Here is a 21,866-nt window from a genome sequence, read left to right as displayed (position 1 = left end):
GCGGCCGTCAGAACGGCGGCAGCCCGGCGGCGGACGCGGCATTCTCGATCGGCACGGCGAAGCCGATGCCGAGGAAGGTGCGCGCGGAGGTCGGGTTGAGGATGGCGGTGACGATGCCCACCACCTCGCCGTCCATGGTGACCAGCGGGCCGCCCGAATTGCCGGGATTGGCCGCTGCGTCGAACTGGATCAGGTTCTTCATCTCCTGCTTGCCCTCGGGCGAGCGGAACACGCGGCCCAGGCCAGAGACGATGCCGCCGGAAGCGGACGGGCCGATGCCGAAGGGGAAGCCCACCGCCAGCACCTTGTCGCCCGGCGCCAGGTCGGAGGTGGAGCGCATGGTGGCGGCGATCATGTCGTCAGGGATCTTGGCGGCCTGCAGCACGGCCAGGTCGTTGTCGGCCTGGACGCCGGTGATGGTGGCGGGCGACTCCAGCCCGTCATGGAAGATCACCTTGATGCGGTCGGCGCCATGCACCACGTGCAGGTTGGTCAGGATCACGCCCTTGTCGATGATGACCACGCCGGTGCCCACGCCGTTCTCGATCTCGTCGCCGTCGCCGGTCAGGTCGGTTTCGGCCGGACCCAGCGGCTTGGGCTTGGCCCCCTTGGCCGTCTTCTTCGCAAGCAGCTTCTGGTCCTCTTCCTTCAGCCGGCTCTTCTTGATGTAGCTGATCACCCGCACCACCGAGGGACGGATGTTCTCGTAGGCCCGCGCGTATTCCGACGGCATGACCTGCGTCTCCATCGTCTTGAGCACGGCGGCGTTGATGTCTTCCTGGGTCAGGCGGCGCTGGTGGGGCTGCAGCGCCAGGCTCAGGCCGAGCGCGATGCCCAGCACGAGGATCGCGGCCCACAGCAGGGCAGGACTGGAAGGGGAAGGGAGGTAGCGGCGCCGGCGGGGGGCCGCCTCGGCCTGGGCGGGCGGCTGGGAATCGGCCGGGAGCGAGGCCTGTGGATCGCCGGGCGCCGCAGCGGTGCGGCCTGGGCGGCTGGAGCTGTAAAGGGCGGGCCTGCGCATCCGTATTCCTTGGGCTGATCCGGGAGAGTGCCTGGGGCCACGCCGATGCAGCCCTGGCGATGGCACACGGTATCACGGTTTGCAGCGCTCTGCACGGGATGCGGCATCATGGTCAGGCGATGTGGATCGATACGCACTGCCACCTGGACGCACCGGAATTCGCCGGCGATGTTGCCGCTGTCCGCAGCCGGGCGGCGGCGGCCGGCGTGGTGCATTGCGTGCTGCCGGCGGTCGCGCCCGGCAACTTCGCGGCGGTGCGGGCGCTCGCCCAGAAATGGGGCGACAGCTACGCGCTGGGCATCCATCCGCTGTGCACCGGCGCAGCGACGGAGCAGGACCTTCTGCTGCTGGACCGTGCGCTGGCGGAGCACCGCCACGATCCGCGCCTGGTGGCGGTCGGCGAGATCGGGCTGGACTACTTCGTGCCCGGCCTGGACGGCCCGCGCCAGGAACACTTCTACCGCGAGCAGCTGGCGCTGGCACGCCGCCACGGCCTGCCCGTGCTGCTGCACGTGCGGCGCTCGGCCGACCAGCTGCTCAAGGAATTGCGCCGAGCGCAGGTGGGCGGCATCGCCCATGCCTTCAACGGCAGCGCCCAGCAGGCCGCCGAATTCGTCAAGCTGGGCTTCCGGCTGGGCTTCGGCGGCACCGTCACCTTCGAGCGCGCGCTGCAGATCCGCAAGCTGGCCGGTGAATTGCCGCTCTCGGCCCTGGTGCTCGAGACGGACGCCCCGGACATTCCACCCCACTGGCTCTACCGGACGGCGGACGAGCGCGGTGCTGGCACTCCGCAAGGGCGCAACGAGCCGGGCGAGCTGCCGAGGATCGGTGAAGTGCTGGCCAAGCTGCGCGCAATGCCCGCGCAGGAACTGGCCGCGGCGACGTTCACCAATGCTTGCGAGGCCTTGCCACGTCTGGGGGCGTTGCTGCGCGGTTGAGCGCGCTTCAGGCCACGCGCGCGGCCAGCACTTCCATCGAGGCGAGCTGGCTGGCCAGCTCCTCGTTGCCGTCGTGCAGCCGTTCGAGCTGGGCCAGCGCCCCGGTGAGCTCCACCTGCAGCGCATGGTGCGCATCGATGGCGGCGATCAGTTCCGTGGGAACCAGCGCCCGGTAGGCCGCAGCTTCCAGCAGCGGCTCCAGCGTGTGCTGCAGGGCGGCCAGCGCAGGCTGCACGCGGGCCTGCAGCGTGGTGCACAGCGCGCCATGCTCGGAGGCGAGCTGCTCGCACAGCGTGTGCACCCGACGGGCATCGCCGCAAAGGCGGTGCACGGTTTGCAATCGCTGGTGCATCGCCTGCGCGTGCCGGGACAGTTCATCGAGCGCACGGGAGGCCACGCCGGCACTGGCCTGGCGGCGCTGCTGCTGCAAGTCCTTTTCCATTTGCAGCAGCCAGTGCGCGCCCTGGCGCACCCGCTTGTGCAGCGAGCCGGACTCCAGCACGAGCTCGATCCAGACCAGCCGCGCGACGGAAGTGGCGATGCCCTGCCGCTCGAGGAAGCTGGCAAGAGACGAAGACAGCTCGCGGCCCGCGCGCTGGAGAGATTGCCCCTGCCGAAGGAAGTCGGCGCCGCGCTCGCCCCCGGTCCGGCCGTCGAGGAAGTCCAGGGCCGTGGTCGCCGCCTGGAGGGCCTGCGCGGACGGGCCGATCGCCGCCAGGTCCATGCTGGCGCGGGCCTCGCGCAGCTTGCGGCGCACCGCATCCAGCCGGGGTACCCGCTTGCGCGCCATGGACTGCAGCAGCTCGTGCACGTCCGCCGCCAGGGCGGCGGCGGGACGGACGACCGGTGCGTTGCGTGTTGTGAGTTGCGGCGGGGCGGAGGGGGGCTCCGCCAGTGGCGAGGAGCGGGTCGATTCCCAGAAGTCGGGAGGACAAGTGCTCGCGGGCTCGGCCCAGGCGGATTCCGGGAGGAAGTCGGTCATCGATGCGGCTTGCGTTCTTTTTCGGAGGATTCGCAACATTCTGTAACCATGGCATTAACTCCTCCGTACTCACTTCGTGCAGTCCATCACGAAAGAAGGGCGGGCATGGCTGGCGTGCCGGCCGGTGGCGACGGGCGGCCCCAACGAGTCGTGCGGCAGGACACACATGAGACGGCGGGTCGGAGCGTCGTTGCGGCACGGGATAATCCGCGCCCGTGAAGGCCACACTCCCCCAGCTCCCCGAAGTCAACTTCTCCGACGCGGGGGATGTCCGCTACCTGCACCTGGGGACCGAGTGGATCCAGGGCTCGATGCGCATCGACGACCCGTACGACATCGACCTGGAGTACGTGCAGCGCATGATGGCGTGGCTCCTGTTCGTCGAGCCGCAGACCGTGGCGAAGCGCCATGCCATGCAGCTGGGACTGGGCGCCGCTTCGCTCACGAAGTTCTGCCACAAGAAGCTGCGGATGAAGACGACCGCGATCGAACTCAATCCGCAGGTGGTGGCTGCCTGCCGTCTCTGGTTCAAGCTGCCCAGGGACGACAGCCGCCTTTCCGTGATCCTGGGCGATGCGGAGCAGGTGGTGGCGCACGAGCACTGGCGCGGCCAGGTCGACGCGCTGCAGGTCGACCTCTACGACCACGAGGCGGCGGCGCCGGTCCTGGACAGCGAGGCGTTCTACCGCGGCTGCCGCAGCCTGCTGACCGAGGACGGCTGCATGACGGTGAACCTGTTCGGGCGCTCATCGAGCTACGAGCGCAGCCTAGAGCGGATCGAGGCCGCCTTTGGGGACGATGCCGTGTGGGCGTTCAGACCGACGCGCGAAGGCAACACCGTGGTGCTCGCACTGCGCGAGCCCGTGCACCCCACGCGCGCGCTGTTTTCCCAGCGGGCCGAGGAGATCGAGGCCCGCTGGGGCCTGCCGGCGCGCAAGTGGTTGCGCGTGTTCCGCGCTGCGGCCTGAGTACCATGCGGGCATGAGTGTCCAGGCCAAGACCAAGATCTCTGCCCGTACCCCGCCGCGCGGGCCGCTGCACTGGCAGCAACTGGTGGAATGGCTGTCCGAGGACGCCGTGATCTCGCACGAGGAGGCGCGCCGCACCATCGCGCGCTGCTCGCAGGCCGAGAGCGCGCAGCATCCGCTGGTGCGTCTTGCCTCCGTGGCCATGACGCGCGCCGCGGATGGCAAGCCGCTGGACATCGAGATGCTCACCCAATACCTGGCGGGGCGTGGGCAGATGGAGTACCTGCGCATCGACCCGCTGAAGGTGGACGTCGCCAAGGTGGCCGACGTGATGAGCGCGGCCTATGCCGAACGCCACCGCGTGCTGCCAGTGCAGGTGACCGCTAGCGAGGTGGTGGTCGCCACCGCGGAGCCCTTCGTCGCCGACTGGATCGACGAGGTCGAGCGCCAGTCGCGCCGCACCGTGCGCCGCGTGGTCGCCAATCCGCAGGACATCCAGCGCTACACGGCGGAGTTCTTCTCGCTGGCGAAGTCGGTGCGCGCCGCGCAGAAAAGCGGCGGCAATTCGGTCGGCGCCAGCTTCGAGCAGCTGGTGGAACTGGGCAAGAGCAACAAGCAGCTCGATGCCAACGACCAGGGCGTGGTGCAGGTGGTGGACTGGCTGTGGCAGTACGCCTTCGACCAGCGCGCGAGCGACATCCACCTGGAGCCGCGGCGCGAACAGGGCGTGATCCGCTTCCGCATCGACGGCATGCTGCATCCGGTCTACCAGATGCCGATGGCGGTGCTCAATGCGATGACGGCCCGCATCAAGCTGCTGGGGCGCATGGACGTGGTCGAGCGGCGGCGTCCGCAGGACGGCCGCATCAAGACGCGCAATCCGCGCGGCGACGAGGTGGAGATGCGGCTGTCGACCTTGCCCACGGCCTTCGGCGAGAAGATGGTGATGCGCATTTTCGATCCGGACACCGCGGTGAAGGATCTCGACGCGCTGGGGTTTTCGCCGCACGACGCGCAGCGCTGGGAGCAGCTCGTCAAGCGGCCGTACGGCATCGTCCTGGTCACCGGTCCCACGGGTTCGGGCAAGACCACGACGCTCTATTCGACGCTCAAGCGCCTGGCCACCGAGGAGGTGAACGTCAGCACGGTCGAGGACCCGATCGAGATGATCGAGCCGGCCTTCAACCAGACGCAGGTGCAGCCGCAGCTCGACTTCGACTTCGCCGAAGGGCTGCGCGCGCTGATGCGGCAGGACCCGGACATCATCATGGTGGGCGAGATCCGCGACCTGCCCACCGCCGAGATGGCGGTGCAGGCGGCGCTGACCGGGCACCTGGTCTTTTCCACCCTGCACACCAACGACGCGCCGTCGGCGATCACGCGCCTGATGGAACTCGGCGTTCCGCCCTACCTGATCAATGCGACCGTCATCGGCGTGCTGGCGCAGCGGCTCGTCCGCACGCTGTGCCGGCAGTGCAAGGAGCCGGACCAGGCCACGGCGCGCGATGCGCTGGACGAGGTGGTGAAACCCTGGAAGATCACCGGCACCTGGCAACCCTACCGACCGGTCGGTTGCGTGGACTGCCGCATGACCGGCTACATGGGCCGGATGGGCCTGTACGAACTGCTGGCCGTCAGCGAGACCTTCAAGGAACAGTTGGTCCGCGACCCCGCTCCGCCCGGGCTGCGCCGCCAGGCCATCACGGACGGCATGCGGCCGCTGCGGCTGGCGGGCGCCCTGCGCGTGGCCGAGGGGCTCACCACCATCGAGGAAGTGCTGAGCGCCACGCCGCCCCTGGAATAGGAAAGTCCCCTGGCGCTGCCGGGGAGTCAGGTTGCGGTGGGGTAACCGGATGTAGGTGATACCCACATGCGCCGGGGCGGGTCCATCCCCCAAAATCCGCCGGTTCCATTCCGCTAGGAGACAACATGAAAATCAAGAGCCAGAAGGACTTCTGGTCGGGGTTGATGTTCATGGGGGCCGGCATCGCGTTCGCGTGGGGGGCCACCAGTTACACCGTCGGCGAGGGCGCCCGCATGGGCCCCGGCTATTTCCCCTTGATGCTCGGCATCCTGCTGACGCTGATCGGGCTGTTCGTCACGTTCGAGGCGCTGGTCGTCGAGACGGAAGACGGCGAGCCGATCGGCGGCTGGGCCTGGAAGCCCCTGGGCTTCATCATCGGCGCCAACCTGATCTTCGGCATCCTGCTGGCCGGCCTGCCCAAGTTCGGGATCCCCGCCATGGGCCTCATCATCGCCATCATCGCCTTGACCTTCGTCGCGAGCTTCGCGGGCGACGAGCACAACACGAAGGAGGTCGCCATCCTGTCGGCCGTCCTGGCGGTCGGCAGCTACCTGGCGTTCATCGTCCTGCTGAAGCTCCAGTTCCCGGTGTGGCCCAGCTTCATCAGCGGTTGAGAGGAAACGATTCATGGACCTGATCAGCAACCTCTCCCTCGGCTTCGGCGTCGCCTTCACGCCGATCAACCTGCTGTACGCCTTCATCGGCTGCCTGCTGGGCACGCTGATCGGCGTGCTGCCCGGCATCGGCCCGGTGGCGACCATCGCCATGCTGCTGCCCGCCACGTACGCGCTGCCGCCCGTGTCCGCGCTCATCATGCTGGCCGGCATCTACTACGGTGCGCAGTACGGCGGCTCCACCACCGCCATCCTGGTGAACCTGCCGGGCGAATCGTCCTCGGTGGTGACGGTGATCGACGGCTACCAGATGGCGCGGCAGGGCCGGGCGGGGCCCGCGCTGGCGGCTGCCGGCCTGGGCTCGTTCTTCGCGGGCTGCGTCGGCACGCTGATCCTGGCCGCGTTCGCCGCGCCGCTGACCGAAGTCGCGTTCAAGTTCGGCCCCGCCGAATACTTCTCGCTGATGATCCTGGGCCTGATCGGCGCCGTGGTGCTGGCCTCGGGCTCCCTGGTCAAGGCCATCGGCATGATCGTGCTGGGCCTGCTGCTGGGCCTGGTCGGCACCGACGTGAACTCCGGCGTGGCGCGCTTCTCGTTCGACATCCCGGAACTCACGGACGGCATCGGCTTCATCGTGATCGCGATGGGCGTGTTCGGCTACGGCGAGATCATTTCCAACCTGGGCAAGAGCGAGGAGCACCGCGAGGTGTTCACGGCCAAGGTGACGGGGCTGTTCCCGACCAAGCAGGACTTCAAGCGGATGATTCCCGCGGTGCTGCGCGGCACCGCGCTGGGTTCGGCGCTGGGCATCCTGCCGGGCGGCGGCGCGCTGCTGGCCGCTTTCGCCGCGTACACGGTCGAAAAGAAGACCAAGCTGTATCCGGGCGAAGTGCCCTTCGGCAAGGGCAACATCCGCGGCGTCGCGGCGCCCGAGTCGGCCAACAACGCCGGCGCGCAGACCTCCTTCATCCCGCTGCTGACGCTGGGCATCCCGCCCAACGCGGTGATGGCGCTGATGGTGGGTGCCATGACCATCCACAACATCCAGCCGGGCCCGCAGGTGATGACCAGCAACCCACAGCTGTTCTGGGGCCTGATCGCTTCCATGTGGATCGGCAATGCGATGCTGATCGTCCTGAACCTGCCTCTGATCGGCATGTGGATCAAGCTGCTGACGGTGCCCTACCGCTGGCTGTTCCCGTCGATCGTGCTGTTCTGCGCGATCGGTGTGTACTCGACGAACAACAACGTGTTCGACATCTGGATGGTCGCGATCTTCGGCGTGATCGGCTACCTGTTCATCAAGCTCGGATGCGAACCGGCGCCGCTGCTGCTCGGCTTCATCCTGGGTCCGATGATGGAAGAAAACCTGCGCCGGGCCTTGCTGCTGTCCCGCGGCGACTGGAGCGTGCTGGTCACGCGCCCGCTGTCGGCCGGCCTGCTGGCGGCCGCACTGCTGCTGGTCATCATCGTGGCGCTGCCCGCGGTGAAGAGCAAGCGCGAGGAAGCCTTCGTCGAGGACTGACGCGAAGCCCCGCTTCGCGCATCGAGAAGGGCGCCCGGTCGGGCGCCCWTTTTTTCTTCGGCACAATCGAGCCCATGGTCCAGCCTCCCGCGCACCCGCAACGGGTGCTGCTGCACAACGAGATCCACGCCCGCCCGCCCGAAGCGATGGCCGCGCCGCTCGCGCTGTCGCACGTGGTGATGTTCGGGGACGCCGCCGCGCGCGAGGCGAGCCGGGAGCACCTGAGCGCGCTGCTGCGCGACCACCACCTGCCCCAGCCCGATGCGCAGAGCACCCACCTGCGGATGGACTTCGGCGGGTTTCGCCTGCGCTGGGAAATGCACACCGAATTCGTGACGTGGACCTTCTCGCGTCCGTTCGACAGCGCCGGCTTCGGCGACGCCGAGCCCCTGACTGCGGTGCAGGCGGTGCCGCAGGACTGGCTCGCCGGCCTGCCGGGACAATGCCTCGCCGCCCTGCACGTGTGGGTGCTGCCCACGCGTGAGATCCAGCCGCAGGCGCTGACCCGCCACCTGCTGCACGAGGAGACGCTGGTCGGTTCGACCATCGCGGACGGGCAGGGCGCCGTGTTCACCGACTTCGCGATCCACGCGGACGGCTCCTCGCGGATGGTGCTGCTGGCCGACGGACTGCCGTCACGCCGATTGGGTCGCCTGGTGCAGCGGCTGCTGGAAGTCGACACCTACCGCATGGCCGCACTGCTGGGGCTGCCGGCGGCACGCGACGCTTCGGCGGTGCTCGGTTTTGCCGAGCGTGAACTGGCGGCGCTGGCCGAGGCGATCCGCCTGGCCGGCCGCGACGAGGAGCCGCAGCTGCTGGACCGCCTCACGCGCCTCGCGGGCCAGGTGGAGAGCCATTACGCCGCGACCCACGCGCGCTTTTCCGCGAGCGCCGCCTATTTCGAGCTGGTGGACCAGCGCCTGCAGGACGTCGCCGAAGCGAAGCTCGGCGGGCTGCAGACGCTGGGCGAATTCATCGAGCGGCGACTGTCGCCGGCCCGGGCCACCTGCGCCTGGTCGGTGCGCCGGCAGGACGCGCTGTCCCAGCGCGTCTCGCGCATCAGCAACCTGCTGCGCACCCGCGTGGAGATCGAACAGCAGCAAAGCAGCCAGGCACTGCTGGGCACCATGAACCGCCGCCAGGACCTGCAACTGAAGCTGCAGGCCACGGTGGAGGGGCTGTCGGTCGCGGCGATCACCTATTACATCGTCGGCCTCGTGAGCTACGTGGCCAAGGGCGCGCAGGCGCTGGGCTGGCCGTTCAGCGCGGAGGCGACGGCGGCATGCGCCATCCCGGTCGTGGCCGGCGCCGTCTGGCTCTCGCTGCGTCGGCTGCATGCCCGCCTCCTCGGCCCCTGAGCAGACCGCCCCCGCCTGGTCCGGCGTGCTGATCGCGCTCGCCGGCGCCATGGCGTTCAGCGGCAAGGCCATCATCGTCAAGCTGGCCTACCGCTACGGCGTGGATGCGGTCACGGTGATCATGTACCGCATGCTGTTCGCGCTCCCGATCTTCGCCGTGATGTCGTGGTGGGCGAGCCGCGGCAAGGCGCCCCTTTCGGGCCGCGACTGGCTGGGCGTGCTGGGCCTGGGCGTGTCGGGCTACTACCTCGCGAGCTTCCTCGACTTCATCGGGCTGCAGTACATCACCGCCTCCCTCGAGCGCCTGATCCTGTACATCACCCCTACCCTCGTGCTCCTGCTGGGTTGGCTGGCGTACCGCAAGCCCTTCTCGCGCGTGCAGCTGGCGGGCATGGCGGTGAGTTATGCGGGCGTGGTGCTGGTGTTCGGCCACGAGGCGCGCCTGGAAGGCAGCAACGTGGCGCTGGGTGCGCTGCTCGTGCTCCTGAGCGCGGCGAGTTATGCGATGTACCTCGTCTACAGCGGCCAGCTCGTGAAGCGCCTCGGCTCGCTGCGGCTGGTCGGGCTGGCGACCAGCGTCGCCTGCCTGCTGTGCATCCTGCAGTTCGTTCTGCTGCGTCCGGTGGCGACGGCCTTCAGCGTCGCACCGGAGGTCGTGTGGCTGTCGCTGCTCAACGCGGTGGCCTGCACTGCGGTTCCGGTGCTGCTGGTGATGATGGCCATCGAGCGCATCGGTGCCGCCGCCACGGCGCAAGCCGGAATGGTCGGGCCCATTTCCACCATCCTGCTGGGGGTGTGGCTGCTGGGCGAGCCTTTCACCGCCTGGGTGGCCGCGGGGACGGCGCTCGTCATCGCCGGCATCTTCGTGTTCACCCGCGGGACCCGCTGAAGACGGGCGGCGTGCTGCGCGACGGACGCGCCGTGAAGAACGTCCGGCCTGCTGGTGTTCAGTGCTGCGCGAGCAGGACGGAGGCGCGCGCCTCCGTGATCGCCTGCGCGAGGCGCGCCTGCATCCCGACCCAGTCCGCCTGGGGCAGGTCGCGTCCGGCTTGCTCGATCTCCTCGGCGAGCGCGGCGAGCGGTCGGAAGCCGAGCAGGTGCGCGGGGCCCTTGAGCTTGTGCGCCATGGCGCTGGCGCCTTGCCCGTCGCCGGCAGCGAGCATGGCCTGCAGCCCGGAGATCGTTCCGGATTCGTCCTGGAAGAACATGCTGACCAGTGCTTCGAGGCGGTGAGGGGGCAGACCCTTGGCCCGCTGGCCGGCGTGCGAGGGAAGCGGCTCACCGGCGGCGGCGGCCGGCTCGCCGACCGGGACCGTGCGCGTGACCGCGGCCTGCAGGGCGGCCGCAAGCTGCGCCGCCTGCACGGGCTTTTGCAGGAAGGCCGTGACGCCGGAGCGTCCCGCGCGGTCGCGCGTGCTGACCATCACGTCGGCGGTGATCAACAGGATCGGCAGGGCGCGCCTGGCCCCGTCCAGCGCGCGCACGGCTGCGGTGACGGCCGGGCCGTCCATCACCGGCATGTGCACGTCCATCAGCGCCGCATCGAAGGCGCCCGCGCGGATTTGCGCCAGCGCCTGCGCGCCATCCTCGCACAGCACCACGGCATGGCCCATGTTCTCCAGCACGAGGCCGAGATACTTGCGGTTGACCGGATGGTCGTCGGCCACCAGCAGCCGCAGCGGCTGCTGCAACGGCGCTGGGGCCGAAGCGATCGTGGGTTCCGGCGCATCGCAGGCAGGCAGGACCGCACTGAACTCGAAGCGGGAGCCGTGCCCGGGCTGGCTCGTTGCCACGATGTCGCCGCCCATGAGGCGCGCGAGGCTGCGCGAGATCTCCAGGCCCAGTCCGGCGCCGCCGAAGCGGCGTGACAGGCTCACGTCGGCCATCTCGAAGCGGCGGAACAGCCGCCCCTGCGTGGCTTCGTCCATGCCGATGCCGGTGTCGGTGACGGCAAAGAGCACGGTGCCGCCGGCGCCCTTGCCGACCTCGAGCGTCACCTCGCCCGCGGGGGTGAACTTGATCGCGTTGCCCAGGAGGTTGAACAGCACCTGCTTGATGCGCGTCACGTCGCCCTCGACCCAGTGCGGCACGTCGGGAGCGATCTGCGTGTGCATGCGCAGGCCGCGGCGCGCGGCCTGGCCGCGCATCAGGTCGTGCACGTCGCGGCAGCTGCGGTGCAGGTCCAGCGTCCGGTGCTCCAGGGCGACGCGCCCCTCTTCGACGGCCGAGAGGTCCAGCACGTCGTTGAGCAGGACGAGCAGGTGGTTGGCCGAGTCGCGCGCGGTCCCGATCAGGTCTTTCTGGCGGGGGGTGGGGGACGACTGGTCCAGCAGCTGCAGCATCCCGATCACGCCCTGGAACGGCGTGCGCAGCTCGTGGCTCATGTTGGCCAGGAACTGGCTCTTGGTGCGGTTGGCCGCATCCGCCGCATGCTTGGCTTCCTGCAACTGCGCGGCCAGCGCCTCCAGGCTGGCGCGCGTCGCCTCCTGCTTGCGGATATGCTGCAAGGCGAGCCCCGCCGCAGCGGCCAGCACCACCAACTGAAGCAGCGTCAGCACGACGATGGCGACGGCCTGCTGCTGCATCACGTCGAACTGGCCCTGAAGCACCTCGCCGATGGCGGCCGAGGCCGTGCGGGTGAAATCCTGCACGCCCGGAGTCGCCTCGTCCACCTGCCGCAACAGCGCGACCAGTCCCGCGGCCTTGGGCGCGGGATCGGCGAAAACGATGTCGCCACGCGCGTTGATCGCGTGCAGACGTTCCATCAGCGCGGCGTACTGCGGCGTGCCGCGCAGCACGTCGAGGTGAGCCGTCGACTCCAGCAGCCGGATGCGGCTCACGAGCAGCTCGTAGCGCAGCTGCAGGTCGTCGAGGGCGGCGTCCTCCGGGTGGCGCGCGTCGGCGGCCAGCTCGCCGCGGAAACGCGAAAATTCGCGCTCGAAGCCGAACACCACGCCGGCCACGGAGTCCCGCCAGCCCATCTTGACCGCCTCTTCCGCGGCCACGCGGCGTCCCTGCGCGATCGACAGCATCGCGGCCCCGAGGATGGTGACCGCGATGGCGAAGGCCACAAAGACGATCAGCCGGGTGCGGTCGGTCCAGGGCCGCATCAATCCACCTGAATGCTCTTGAGCTGCCAGATCGCGCGCTGGTAGAACCGCGTCGAATTCAGGGCGGCGTCGCTGTCGAAGGGATAGATGATGAACAGGGGGCCGCGGTCGCGCACCGGCATCGGCTTGCCATCGCGCTGGTGGGCCACGATCACCGGGTAGCTGAGGGCGTCCTTCAGCGGGATGGTGATCTGGTAATCGTTGAGGGCCACAGCGCGGATGGTGGTGGCCGTCAGGTCGGCGCCGGCGGCGGCGAGGACGTCGCGCAGCAGGGGCCCCGCGTACATGTGCGGCTCGCGCGTCCACGGCGTGTTGGTCACGAAGCTGTGCTGCGGCAGCTTCTGCAGGTCAGCGAGGCTCAGCCGCACGCTCCCCGACTTGACCCGCCCGGTGACCTGGAGTGCCACTTCGTGTTCGTTCGCGTGCAGCCAGGGGGCGGCCAGGACGGCGGGGACACACGCGATGAGGGCGCGTCGCGACAGGCCTGGGATCAAGAAGCTCTCCTCGATCGGATGGGAGTGGGATGGAGCCGGGTGCAGCTAGTCCCTCATTGTCAACCAAACCCAGCCAGGGCCAGGGATGGGGGAAACCATCAACGATCGCTGATGAACATCATCAAATAGTTTCACTATCCTTTATTGGTGGCGAGCCCTAGATTTCCTTCAAGCCTGCAAAGGCACCGGTTTTGAATCGAAGGAGATTGAAGTGCTGCAACCCCTGCATCCCCCCGCCACCGCGGACACGGCCTCCGAGGGCCACCGCCACGCCTACAACACGGCCTTCCAGGAACTCGAGCTCGGGTGGCACTGGGACGCCGAGACCTTCGCGCGCCTCCAGCCCTACGGCCGCGCCGGCGTGCGCTCCTACCTGGAAGGCCAGCAGGCGCACCTGCTGCGCGCGTACACGGCGGACTTCCTGGTGGACCTGATCGAAGCCACCAAGGCGCGCTGCCACGAACGCATCGCCGCCGCCGTCCAGGCCCGCATCGGGCAGGATCCCCAACCGCGCCTTGCCGCCTAGGAGCCGCCATGCAACTCCAATGGGTGCGCTTCCTCGAAGGCGACACCGTGCGGTTCGGCACGCTCGAAGGCGAGCGCGTGCGGGTCTGGCACGGCAACATGTTCGAATACCCCGACCGCGGTGACCGCACGGTGCCGCTGGCCGACGTGCGCCTGCTAACGCCGGTGCAGCCCACCAAGGTCATCGCCTTGTGGAACAACTTCAAGGCGCTCGGCGACAAGCTCAATCTCTCCGCGCCGCCCGAACCGCTGTACCTGGTGAAGACGCCGAACTCCTACCTCGAGCCCGGCGGCACCATCCGGCATCCCGGCGGCGGCCTGAAGGTGGTGTTCGAAGGCGAACTCGGGATCGTGATCGGGCGCACCTGCAAGCAGGTCAGCGAGCAGGACGCCCTGCAGCACGTGTTCGGCTTCACCTGCGCCAACGACGTGACGGCGGCGGACATCCTGAACCGCGATGCGTCCTTCGCCCAATGGGTGCGCGCCAAGGGCTTCGACACCTTCTGCCCCTTCGGGCCGGCGGTCGCGACGGGGCTGGATGCGGACAAGCTGCGCGTGCGCACCGTGCTCAATGGCGAGGTGCGGCAGGACTACCCCGTCAGCGACATGCGCTTCTCGGTCGCGCAACTGGTCAGCCTGATCTCGCAGGACATGAGCCTGCTGCCGGGCGACATCATCCTGTGCGGCACCTCGGTCGGCGTCGGCTCCATGAAGCCCGGCAGCCAGGTCGACGTGGAGATCGCCGGCATCGGCAAGCTCTCCAACCGTTTCGAATAAGTTCAACCCCCTCATTCCCTCGGGAGGGAACATGAAGATTGCAATCATCGGCGCCGGTGCCATCGGCGGCTACGTGGGGGTCAAGCTCGCGCTCGCGGGCGAAGACGTCACATTCATCGTGCGCGGCGAGAACCTGCGCGCCATCCGCGAGCGGGGCATGCGCCTCGTGATGCACGACGGCGCCGAGTTCACCGCGCGCAACGTGCGCGCCACCGACAACTACGACGAAGCGGGCCCGCAGGACGTGGTGATCCTGGCCACCAAGGCGCACCAGGTAGCCGCCGTGGCGGGCGAACTGCCGCGGCTGTTCGGACCCGACACCGCGGTGGTCACCATGCAGAACGGCATCCCGTTCTGGTACTTCCACAAGACCGGCTGCCGATTGGAAGGCAGTCCCGTGCGCAGCGTCGACAGCGACGGCGAACTGGCGCGTCGCATCCCGCCGGAACGCGTGATCGGCTGCGTGGTCTATCCCGCGTCCGAACTGGTCGAGCCCGGCGTCGTGCGCCACATCGAAGGCGATCGATTCCCGCTCGGCGAACTGGACGGCAGCACCTCCGAGCGCGTCACGCGCATCGCCGAGGTGTTCACGCGCGCCGGCTTCAAGGCCCCGGTGCTGGACAACATCCGCTCGGAAATCTGGCTGAAGCTGTGGGGCAACCTCACCTTCAACCCGATCAGCAGCCTCACGCACGCGACGCTGGTCGACATCTGCCAGTACTCGCTGTCGCGCGGTCTCGCCGCGAACATGATGCGCGAGGCCCAGGCCGTGGCCCACAAGCTGGGCATCGAATTCCGCGTGCCGCTGGACAAGCGAATCGCCGGCGCCGAGAAGGTGGGCAAGCACAAGACCTCGATGCTGCAGGACATCGAGGCCGGACGCGCGCCGGAGATCGATGCGCTGGTGGGCTCGGTGGCCGAACTGGCGCGCATGACCGAAACGCCGACGCCCCACATCGACACGGTCTACGCCCTGGTCAAGCTGCTGGCGAAGAACATGGACGCGGAGCGCGGGCGGGTGCGCATGCAGCCCGCCTGAGCGGCGGGCGCGCCTGCTCTGCCGCAACCCTGACACGCGCCCGGGGGCTCGGGGCCGGCCGGCCCACGCCCTGCGCTCCCGTGCGTATCATCGCGGTTCATTCTTTCAGTGCGGGCAATCTATGGACTTGGGCATCAAGGGCAAGTGGGCGCTGGTCGGCGGCGCCAGCAAGGGGCTGGGCTACGGTTGCGCGCAGGCGCTGGCACGCGAGGGCGCGCATGTGGTGATCGTGGCGCGCGGCGCCGAGGCGCTGCAGGCGGCCGCGGACAGGCTGCGCAAGGACCCGCAGGTGCCGCAGGGCACGCAGGTCGAACCCATTGCGGTCGACATCACGACGGCGGAAGGCCGGGCGAAAGTCTTTGCCTTCCGCAAGGACTTCGACATCGTGGTCACCAACGCCGGCGGCCCGCCGCCCGGCGACTTCCGCGACTGGGACCGCGAGGCCTGGATCAAGGCGGTGGATGCCAACATGCTCACGCCGATCGAGCTGATCAAGGCCACGGTCGACGGCATGGCGGCGCGCGGCTTCGGCCGCATCGTCAACATCACCTCCAGCTCGGTGAAGGCGCCGATCGACATCCTGGGCCTGTCCAACGGCGCGCGCAGCGGGCTCACGGGCTTTGTCGCGGGCGTGGCGCGCACGACCAAGCTGGCGTCGTCCAACGTCACCATCAACAACCTGCTGCCGGGATCGTTCGATACCGATCGCATCAAGGCGACGATGGAAGGTGCCGCCAAGAAGACCGGCAAGTCGGTGGATGAAGTGCGCCAGATGCGCATGAAGACCATCCCGGCGCAGCGGCTCGGCACACCGGACGAATTCGGAACGGCCTGCGCCTTCCTGTGCAGCGCGCAGGCCAGCTACATCACCGGCCAGAACGTGCTGATCGACGGCGGGGCCTACCCCGGCACCTACTGACGCAGGGTCGCGGCGTGCTCAGCGCCGCGACGACACCACGATACCGCCGACGATCAGCACGAAGGCGAGGGCGTGGTACAGGTGCGGCGGCTCGCCGAGGAAGGCCGCCGAGAACATCGCCGCGAACAATGGCGTGAGGTTGGAAAAGAAGCCCGCGATGTTGGGTCCCACCCGCTGCACGCCCACGCCCCAGGACCGGTACGCGATGATCGCCGGCCCGATCGCGATGAAGGCCAGCGCCAGCGCCAGCGGCGCGCCCCATTGGATCGATTGCGTCGTCACCACGCTTTCGGTCGCCGCGAACAGGCCGGACCACGCCAGGCCGGGCACCAGCTGCGCCATCAGGAAGCCGGCCCAGTCGCGCCGCAGCTCGTCCGGGCGCGTGAGCAGCCAGCTGTACAGCGCCCAGGCCGCGGTGGCCAGCAGCATGTAGAGGTCCCCCGCGACGAAGCGCACCTGCGCGAGGTGCGCGACATCGCCACGCGACAGCACCACCAGCACGCCGGCGACCGAGAGCAGCGCCCCTGCCACCTGGCGCCGGTTGATCCTTTGCCCGAAGAACGCCGCGCCCAGTGCGAGCATGAAGGCCGGCATGCTGGAGCCCACGAGCGTGATGTTCACCGGCGTCGAGGTCTTCACCGCGAGGTATTGCAGCGCGTTGTAGCAGCCCACGCCCAGCAGGCCGAGCACCGCATACCGGCGCATGTTGGGCCAGATGGGGCCGTCGGCGCGCAGCACGCGCCAGGCGAACGGCAGCAGGATCAGGAAGGCCAGGGCCCAGCGCAGGAAGTTCAGCGTCAGCGGCGGCACCAGCGGTGCCACCAGGCGGCCGACGACCGCATTGCCGGCCCACAACACGGGCGCCAGGGTGAGCAGGAGGGCCGTGGAGAAGGTGAGGCGCTGGTTCATGGGCAGCCGCGCACTTTAGCCGACGTGCGACCGGGCCTTCCGGGGCGATGCCCCGGGATTCATGGCACCATGCGCGGCATTCCGAGCCACAGCACAAGGAGTCTCACATGAGCAAAGCGGTCCAGATTCGCCAGCACGGCGGCCCCGAACAGATGGAACTGGTGGACGTGCAGGTCGGCAACCCGGCCGCGGGCGAGATCCGCATCCGCCACCACGCGGTCGGCCTGAACTTCATCGACGTATACCAGCGCACCGGCCTGTACCAGCTGCCGATGCCGGCGACGCTCGGCATGGAAGGCTCCGGCATCGTCGAGGCGGTGGGCGAGGGCGTCACGCACCTGAAGGCCGGCGACCGCGCGGCCTACGCGAGCCATCCCCCCGGCTCCTATTCGGAAGTGCGCGTGATGCCCGCCAGGAACGTGTGCAAGCTGCCCGATGCGATCAACTTCGAGACCGGCGCCGCGATGATGCTCAAGGGGTTGACGGCGCAGTACCTGCTCAAGCGCACGCTGCCCCAGGGCGGGCTGAAGGAGGGCGACTTCGTGCTGTTCCACGCTGCCGCGGGCGGCGTCGGCCTGATCGCCGTGCAGTGGGCCAAGGCCATGGGCCTGCGCCTGATCGGCACGGCCGGCAGCGACGAGAAATGCCGGCTCGCCAAGTCGCTCGGCGCCGAGTTCATGGTGAACTACAGCAAGGAAGACTTCAAGGAGAAGGTCAAGGAGATCACCGGCGGCAAGGGCGTGAAGGTGGTGTACGACTCCGTGGGCAAGGACACCTGGGACAAGTCGCTGGACTGCCTCGCGCCCTTCGGCCTGATGGCCAGCTTCGGCAACGCCTCCGGGCCGGTGCCGCCGTTCGCCCCCGGCATCCTGGGCGTGAAGGGTTCGCTGTACGTCACGCGCCAGACCCTGTTCACGCACATCGCCACGCGCGAGAGCACGCAGCAGATGGCCGACGACCTGTTCGGCGCCGTCACCAGCGGCAAGGTGCAGATCCGCATCGACCAGAAGTTCCCGCTGGCGCAGGTGCGCGAGGCGCACGTCGCGCTGGAAGCGCGCAAGACCACCGGCTGCACCATCCTGACGCTGTGACGGCGCTGGCGGTCGCGCCCGCCTGGCGCGAGCGCCTGCAGGCCCGGGCGGACGCGCCTCCTCTGCGACCGCGCGTTCCGCTGTGGTGGCAGGCGCACCGCATCGGTTCGGTGGAGCCCGACCTGTTTGCGAGGGCCGGGCTCGCCGGCGATGTGCTGCTGCAAGCTGCCGGCGACGGCGGATGGCGGATCGCCGGCGACCTGGGCGCCTCCTTGCAGCGCATCGCCCAGGTGCTGCGCGACACCGGCCTGGCCCACACCTGGCGCAACGAGCAGCTCGCCGTCCGCGCTGGCGATGGCGCCGTGCTCGGGACCGTGGAGCGTGCCGTCACGCGCGCGCTGGGCATCGCCACGCAGGCCGTGCACCTCACCGCCATCGCACCCGACGGCCGCATCTGGCTGCAGCAGCGCGCCTTCGACAAGCCCTCCGACCCCGGCCTGTGGGACACGCTGGTGGGCGGCACCGTGCCGGCGAGCGACGGCCTGGAACAGGCGCTGGCGCGCGAGACCTGGGAGGAGGCCGGCCTGCAGTTGTCCCAGCTGCAAGGGCTGCGCCATCGCGGCCGCGTCGAGACCCGCCGTCCCTTCGCCGAGCAGCCCCATGGCTACGTGGTGGAAACACTGGACTGGTATGCCGGCACGCTGCCGCAGGGCGTCGCGCCCTGCAACCAGGACGGCGAGGTGGCGGCCTTCGAGTGCCTGGAGGCCGGAGAGGTCGCGCTGCGCCTGCAGCAGGACGCCTGCACCATCGATGCTGCGCTGGTGCTGCTGGCCGCCCATCCCGGCTGAGTTGTGCTTTCCTACAGCAGCATGGCTTGGCCGCTTTCAGCCGCGCTGCAGGTGGACGCCTACAGTGGCTTCCCAGACGACGGCCCGCCGCAGTGGCCGTCCCTGGAGAAGAAGCCATGACGTTCCGCGCCTACATCGTCGAGGACAGCTCGACGATCCGGGAGAACCTGATCGAGACCCTGAACGAGCTGGCCCAGGTGCAGCCCGTGGGCACCACCGGATCCGAACACGAAGCCAAGCGCTGGCTCGCCCAGAACGACTGGGACCTGGCGGTGATCGACCTGTTCCTGCAGGAAGGCAGCGGCATGAACGTGCTGGACGCGTGCCGGCAGCGCCGAACCGGCCAGAAGGTCGTCGTGCTGAGCAACCATTCCTCGCGGGACGTGCGCTGGCGCTGCATGCAGCTGGGCGCCGATGCCGTGTTCGACAAGTCGACCGAACTGGAGATGCTGGTGGACTACTGCGCGCGCTTCAAGGCGCAGCGCGAGCATCCGGATGCGGAGACGAACGTGGCACCGACAGCGCCGGCTCTTCCGGCTGCACCTGCTTGAACCGGGTGGGCGAGAGCGCGCCGGCCGAATCGAGGATGGGGTAGGCGATCGAGCAGATGTGCGAGTTGATGCGCTTCAGGTCGCTGATCAGGTCCAGGTGCAGCGAGCTGGTCTCGATGCTCTGCACCGTGTTCTCGGTCAGCCGCATCAGGTGCGTGCCCGCATAGGCGCGCTCCAGGTCGCGGAACCGGGCTTTTTCCTCCAGCAGCTTCTGCGCGTCGCGCACCGAGCCGTTGAGGAACACGCTCATGCTCAGGCGCAGGTTGTCCAGCAGCCGCGCGTGCAGTTCGCATATCTCGGCCATGCCGGCGTCGGAAAAGGTGCGGCCCTTCTTGATCTTCTTGTCTTCGATGTCCAGCAGGATGCGTTCGATGATGTCGCCGACCTGCTCCATGTTGATCGTGAAGCTGATGATGTCGGTCCAGCGGCGGCTTTCCTCCTCGCCGAGCGCCTCGCGTGAGATCTTGGTCAGGTAGTACTTGATCGCGGAGTAGAGCTGGTCGACCGTGTCGTCCATGCGGCGAAGCTCTTCCGCCTGGCGCAGGTCGTTTTCCTTGATCACCTTGAGCATGCCCAGCAGCATGGTCTCCACCACGTCCGCCTGGTGCAGCGCCTCGCGCGCGGCGTTCGAGATGGCGAGCGAGGGCGTGGCGAGCGCGGAGGGATCGAGGTGGTGCGGCCGGCCCGCCACCATGCTGCGGTCCGGCTTGGGCAGCCACTGCTCGACCCAGCGGGCCACCACGTGCGTGAAGGCCAGGAAGATCAATGCGATCAGCAGGTTGAACACCAGGTGGTAGAGCACCACCACCGCGGCGGGTTCGGGCAGGTAGGGCTTGAGGGTGCGGATCCAGAAGCCCACGAAAGGAGCTGCCATGAGTACGCCCACGCACTTGAACACCAGGTTGCCGATGGGCACCTGGCGGACTTCGACGGTGGACTTCGCCGTGGCCAGCACGCCCAGCAGGCCGCTGCCCAGGTTGGCGCCGAGGGTGAGGCCCAGGGCGACGTCGAGCGGGATTGCGCCGGACGCGGCGAGCGTGGCGGTGAGCAGCACGATCGCGAGGCTGGAGTAGGACACCACCGCGAGCACCGCGCCCACCGTGATCTCCAGCAGGATGTCGCTGGACAGGGACTCCAGCAGCGCCTTCACCGCCGGCGAGCGCACGATGATGGCGGTGGATTCGGACACGAGCCGCAGCGCCAGCAGCATCAGGCCAAGCCCGATCAGCACGCGGCCGAAGCGCCCCAGCGGCGTCGCCTGGCGCGTGATGAACAGCACCACCCCCACGAAGATCAGCAGCGGCGACAGCCAGGACAGGTCGAAGGAGAACACCACCGACATCAGGCTGGTGCCCACGTCGGCACCCAACATCACGGCCAAAGCGGTGGGAAGCGCGACCAGGCCCTGGCCGACGAACGAGGCCACGATGAGTGCGGTCGCCGTGCTGGATTGCACCAGCGCGGTGACTCCCAATCCGGCCATGGCCGCGGCAGGTCGGGTCCCGATGCTGCGGGCCAGCACCTGCCGCAGGTTGGCGCCGAAGACGCGCAGGATGCCGGTGCGTACGAGGTACGTGCCCCAGACCAGCAGCGCAACGGCCGCCAGCAGGTTCAGCAAATGCTTCATGTTTGAAGCAATGATACGCCGGGCAGCTGGGCTGCGTGCCAGGCGGCAGCCTGGCGTGCGTGCAGAAGTTGCGTCCGCGCCAACGTAAAGAGAGCCGGCCGCGTCCGGTGGGGCGCGACCGGCCTGAAAGGCGGCGCCGGCGCCGGTGAAAGCACCGGTTCCGGACACCGCACGCGGCCGGTGCTGCGGGGAGACTGTGTCGGCGAAGCCGCCCCGCTTTTCGCTTCACGGATGCACGGCCGTGTGTCCCGGGCAAGCGCCGTAGGCGGGCGCGGCGGGATGGCACCGCGGCGGCCTCACTCTAGGTCAGCGCACGCGCCCTGGCATTGGCTGCTGCTCCCAGCGCGTGCCAGGAGTTTCGGCCTACAGGACGCCATGGCATGGATTTGCTAAGGCTGACGCCATGGCGACGCATCTCCACGCGCACCAAGGGAGCCGTGATGTCTTCATCTCCACTCTCAACCTGGCGTGCAAGGCAGGGGCCGGCGAGCCGTTTTCAGAACGGTCGGGGTACACCATGCGATGTATTGCTGCTCCAGAGCTTGGATCACTACCGTGACGCCATGCCCCGCCACGCGAGCGCGCATCGCTCCATCCTTCCCGCTGTACTCCGGCAGCCCTGCCTGCCGGATGCGGCCTTGTTCAACTTCTCTTGATCGGAGTCAGCCATGGCCAAGCCACTCAGCGGAAATGTCAGTGTCAACCTGGACCAGTGGGCCGATGGATCGGTCCTGCAGGGCGATGTCGATGGGACGGGGCAGAGCCAGGAAGTCTTCGTCAATGGCAACCTGAATGCCCAGAAGGCGCACTACAACGAGGGGGACGC

The 21,866-nt window shown here is 68.8% G+C and carries 20 protein-coding genes; 14 read left to right on the top strand and 6 right to left on the bottom strand.

Translation table 11 applies throughout. The features are described 5' to 3' along the window. Nucleotides 1–7: 7 nt before the first annotated feature. Nucleotides 8–1,021 (bottom strand): S1C family serine protease, encoded by a 1,014-nt coding sequence (locus AC1DSA_RS08665; RefSeq protein ID WP_477888088.1) that lies wholly within the window; start codon nt 1,019–1,021, stop codon nt 8–10. A gap of 119 nt (nt 1,022–1,140) precedes the next feature. Between AC1DSA_RS08665 and AC1DSA_RS08660 the strand changes: the two genes are divergently transcribed. Next, nucleotides 1,141–1,959, top strand: coding sequence for a TatD family hydrolase (locus tag AC1DSA_RS08660; protein ID WP_477888086.1), 819 nt, complete (start codon nt 1,141–1,143; stop codon nt 1,957–1,959). Nucleotides 1,960–1,966: 7 nt separating this feature from the next. Here AC1DSA_RS08660 and AC1DSA_RS08655 read toward each other — a convergent pair whose 3' ends face one another. Next, nucleotides 1,967–2,941 carry a hypothetical protein gene (locus tag AC1DSA_RS08655; RefSeq protein ID WP_477888084.1) on the bottom strand — a complete coding sequence of 325 codons (975 nt, stop codon included), beginning with the start codon at nt 2,939–2,941 and terminating at the stop codon, nt 1,967–1,969. A gap of 215 nt (nt 2,942–3,156) precedes the next feature. On the opposite strand from AC1DSA_RS08655, the gene AC1DSA_RS08650 reads away from it, so the two are divergent. From AC1DSA_RS08650 to AC1DSA_RS08625, 6 genes are all read left to right on the top strand, one after another. After that, nucleotides 3,157–3,909 carry a class I SAM-dependent methyltransferase gene (locus AC1DSA_RS08650; protein WP_477888082.1) on the top strand — a complete coding sequence of 251 codons (753 nt, stop codon included), beginning with the start codon at nt 3,157–3,159 and terminating at the stop codon, nt 3,907–3,909. A 13-nt stretch (nt 3,910–3,922) separates the two neighbouring features. Continuing rightward, entirely contained in the window at nt 3,923–5,713 is a 1,791-nt protein-coding gene (gene tfpB / locus AC1DSA_RS08645) for a type IV pilus assembly ATPase TfpB (RefSeq protein ID WP_477888080.1), read from the top strand. Between the two features lie 125 nt (nt 5,714–5,838). Next, nucleotides 5,839–6,327, top strand: coding sequence for a tripartite tricarboxylate transporter TctB family protein (locus AC1DSA_RS08640; protein WP_477888078.1), 489 nt, complete (start codon nt 5,839–5,841; stop codon nt 6,325–6,327). Between the two features lie 13 nt (nt 6,328–6,340). Further along, nucleotides 6,341–7,852: a tripartite tricarboxylate transporter permease gene (locus AC1DSA_RS08635; protein WP_477888076.1), complete on the top strand. Its 1,512-nt coding sequence runs from the start codon at nt 6,341–6,343 to the stop codon at nt 7,850–7,852. A 74-nt stretch (nt 7,853–7,926) separates the two neighbouring features. After that, the gene (locus AC1DSA_RS08630; protein ID WP_477888074.1) at nt 7,927–9,210 is read left to right on the top strand and encodes a DUF3422 family protein; all 1,284 of its coding nucleotides are present in this window, start codon (nt 7,927–7,929) and stop codon (nt 9,208–9,210) included. Further along, a complete protein-coding gene (locus tag AC1DSA_RS08625; RefSeq protein WP_477888072.1) occupies nt 9,188–10,099 on the top strand; it encodes a DMT family transporter in 912 nt (303 codons plus the stop codon). The genes AC1DSA_RS08630 and AC1DSA_RS08625 overlap by 23 nt, the downstream gene beginning before the upstream one ends. A gap of 58 nt (nt 10,100–10,157) precedes the next feature. On the opposite strand, the gene AC1DSA_RS08620 is transcribed toward AC1DSA_RS08625, so the two are convergent. After that, nucleotides 10,158–12,320 (bottom strand): ATP-binding protein, encoded by a 2,163-nt coding sequence (locus AC1DSA_RS08620; protein WP_477888070.1) that lies wholly within the window; start codon nt 12,318–12,320, stop codon nt 10,158–10,160. Then, on the bottom strand, nt 12,320–12,814 hold the full coding sequence (locus AC1DSA_RS08615) for a putative pterin-binding protein (protein WP_477888068.1): 495 nt from the start codon (nt 12,812–12,814) through the stop codon (nt 12,320–12,322). Before AC1DSA_RS08615 ends, AC1DSA_RS08620 begins: the two co-directional genes overlap by 1 nt. A gap of 211 nt (nt 12,815–13,025) precedes the next feature. Between AC1DSA_RS08615 and AC1DSA_RS08610 the strand changes: the two genes are divergently transcribed. The 4 genes from AC1DSA_RS08610 to AC1DSA_RS08595 all read left to right on the top strand — a co-directional run bounded on the left by AC1DSA_RS08610 (nt 13,026) and on the right by AC1DSA_RS08595 (nt 16,074). After that, nucleotides 13,026–13,340, top strand: coding sequence for an HAD family hydrolase (locus AC1DSA_RS08610; RefSeq protein WP_477888066.1), 315 nt, complete (start codon nt 13,026–13,028; stop codon nt 13,338–13,340). Nucleotides 13,341–13,348: 8 nt separating this feature from the next. Further along, a complete protein-coding gene (locus AC1DSA_RS08605; RefSeq protein WP_477888064.1) occupies nt 13,349–14,116 on the top strand; it encodes a fumarylacetoacetate hydrolase family protein in 768 nt (255 codons plus the stop codon). A gap of 31 nt (nt 14,117–14,147) precedes the next feature. Continuing rightward, nucleotides 14,148–15,155 (top strand): 2-dehydropantoate 2-reductase, encoded by a 1,008-nt coding sequence (locus AC1DSA_RS08600; protein WP_477888062.1) that lies wholly within the window; start codon nt 14,148–14,150, stop codon nt 15,153–15,155. A gap of 121 nt (nt 15,156–15,276) precedes the next feature. Continuing rightward, nucleotides 15,277–16,074 carry an SDR family oxidoreductase gene (locus AC1DSA_RS08595; RefSeq protein WP_477888060.1) on the top strand — a complete coding sequence of 266 codons (798 nt, stop codon included), beginning with the start codon at nt 15,277–15,279 and terminating at the stop codon, nt 16,072–16,074. An 18-nt stretch (nt 16,075–16,092) separates the two neighbouring features. Here AC1DSA_RS08595 and AC1DSA_RS08590 read toward each other — a convergent pair whose 3' ends face one another. Then, entirely contained in the window at nt 16,093–16,983 is an 891-nt protein-coding gene (locus AC1DSA_RS08590; protein ID WP_477888058.1) for a DMT family transporter, read from the bottom strand. A 107-nt stretch (nt 16,984–17,090) separates the two neighbouring features. On the opposite strand from AC1DSA_RS08590, the gene AC1DSA_RS08585 reads away from it, so the two are divergent. The 3 genes from AC1DSA_RS08585 (at nt 17,091) to AC1DSA_RS08575 (ending at nt 19,413) form a co-directional block, all read left to right on the top strand. Beyond that, complete coding sequence (locus AC1DSA_RS08585; RefSeq protein ID WP_477888056.1) at nt 17,091–18,074, top strand: quinone oxidoreductase family protein; 984 nt, start codon at nt 17,091–17,093, stop codon at nt 18,072–18,074. Continuing rightward, nucleotides 18,071–18,862 carry an NUDIX hydrolase gene (locus AC1DSA_RS08580; protein ID WP_477888054.1) on the top strand — a complete coding sequence of 264 codons (792 nt, stop codon included), beginning with the start codon at nt 18,071–18,073 and terminating at the stop codon, nt 18,860–18,862. Before AC1DSA_RS08585 ends, AC1DSA_RS08580 begins: the two co-directional genes overlap by 4 nt. 116 nt (nt 18,863–18,978) lie before the next feature. Continuing rightward, the gene (locus AC1DSA_RS08575; RefSeq protein ID WP_477888052.1) at nt 18,979–19,413 is read left to right on the top strand and encodes a response regulator; all 435 of its coding nucleotides are present in this window, start codon (nt 18,979–18,981) and stop codon (nt 19,411–19,413) included. Here AC1DSA_RS08575 and AC1DSA_RS08570 read toward each other — a convergent pair. After that, entirely contained in the window at nt 19,334–21,040 is a 1,707-nt protein-coding gene (locus tag AC1DSA_RS08570) for a Na/Pi cotransporter family protein (RefSeq protein ID WP_477888050.1), read from the bottom strand. The genes AC1DSA_RS08575 and AC1DSA_RS08570 overlap by 80 nt on opposite strands. Nucleotides 21,041–21,866: the final 826 nt, after the last annotated feature.

The organism is Ramlibacter sp. P4_H7, assembly GCF_056400765.1.
This window is presented reverse-complemented; position numbering and strand designations above follow the sequence as displayed.

Bases quoted from the DNA above. Each gene is read 5' to 3' on its own strand.
- AC1DSA_RS08590 (WP_477888058.1), bottom strand. From the start codon at position 16,983: ATGAACCAGCGCCTCACCTTCTCCACGGCCCTCCTGCTCACCCTGGCG.
- AC1DSA_RS08665 (WP_477888088.1), bottom strand. From the start codon at position 1,021: ATGCGCAGGCCCGCCCTTTACAGCTCCAGCCGCCCAGGCCGCACCGCT.
- AC1DSA_RS08600 (WP_477888062.1), top strand. From the start codon at position 14,148: ATGAAGATTGCAATCATCGGCGCCGGTGCCATCGGCGGCTACGTGGGG.
- AC1DSA_RS08570 (WP_477888050.1), bottom strand. From the start codon at position 21,040: ATGAAGCATTTGCTGAACCTGCTGGCGGCCGTTGCGCTGCTGGTCTGG.
- AC1DSA_RS08630 (WP_477888074.1), top strand. From the start codon at position 7,927: ATGGTCCAGCCTCCCGCGCACCCGCAACGGGTGCTGCTGCACAACGAG.
- AC1DSA_RS08660 (WP_477888086.1), top strand. From the start codon at position 1,141: ATGTGGATCGATACGCACTGCCACCTGGACGCACCGGAATTCGCCGGC.
- AC1DSA_RS08575 (WP_477888052.1), top strand. From the start codon at position 18,979: ATGACGTTCCGCGCCTACATCGTCGAGGACAGCTCGACGATCCGGGAG.
- AC1DSA_RS08640 (WP_477888078.1), top strand. From the start codon at position 5,839: ATGAAAATCAAGAGCCAGAAGGACTTCTGGTCGGGGTTGATGTTCATG.
- AC1DSA_RS08655 (WP_477888084.1), bottom strand. From the start codon at position 2,941: ATGACCGACTTCCTCCCGGAATCCGCCTGGGCCGAGCCCGCGAGCACT.
- AC1DSA_RS08595 (WP_477888060.1), top strand. From the start codon at position 15,277: ATGGACTTGGGCATCAAGGGCAAGTGGGCGCTGGTCGGCGGCGCCAGC.
- tfpB (WP_477888080.1), top strand. From the start codon at position 3,923: ATGAGTGTCCAGGCCAAGACCAAGATCTCTGCCCGTACCCCGCCGCGC.
- AC1DSA_RS08605 (WP_477888064.1), top strand. From the start codon at position 13,349: ATGCAACTCCAATGGGTGCGCTTCCTCGAAGGCGACACCGTGCGGTTC.
- AC1DSA_RS08585 (WP_477888056.1), top strand. From the start codon at position 17,091: ATGAGCAAAGCGGTCCAGATTCGCCAGCACGGCGGCCCCGAACAGATG.
- AC1DSA_RS08625 (WP_477888072.1), top strand. From the start codon at position 9,188: ATGCCCGCCTCCTCGGCCCCTGAGCAGACCGCCCCCGCCTGGTCCGGC.
- AC1DSA_RS08620 (WP_477888070.1), bottom strand. From the start codon at position 12,320: ATGCGGCCCTGGACCGACCGCACCCGGCTGATCGTCTTTGTGGCCTTC.
- AC1DSA_RS08635 (WP_477888076.1), top strand. From the start codon at position 6,341: ATGGACCTGATCAGCAACCTCTCCCTCGGCTTCGGCGTCGCCTTCACG.